Consider the following 248-nt stretch of genomic DNA (forward strand, 5'->3'; position numbering starts at 1 on the left):
GTATCTTCATATACCATGACTTTATTACTTTCATAAGTATAGCTTTTTGAAGTCACCAACTCATTATCTATATACAATTCTGACTTTTTGGGCTTACCATTTTCCATTGTATAAACTAGAGTTGTGTAAGAATTATCTGAATATTTTAATTCTACCTTATTATTATTGTACGACAAAGTACGATAGGCATCTGGTGAAAAAAAACCATTTTGTTCCATTTTACCATTCATTTTTATCAATCTGTCATT

1 protein-coding gene is annotated in these 248 nt (G+C 28.2%); it reads right to left on the reverse strand.

The genetic code is table 11. From position 1 onward, the window contains the following. On the reverse strand, positions 1–230 hold a 230-nt coding region (locus SB725_RS33020), incomplete at its 3' end, for a hypothetical protein (protein ID WP_410923675.1). Positions 231–248 lie beyond the last annotated feature (18 nt).

Source organism: Pseudomonas sp. SIMBA_041 (genome assembly GCF_046535095.1).
Taxonomy (GTDB): Bacteria; Pseudomonadota; Gammaproteobacteria; order Pseudomonadales; family Pseudomonadaceae; genus Aquipseudomonas; species Aquipseudomonas mucoides.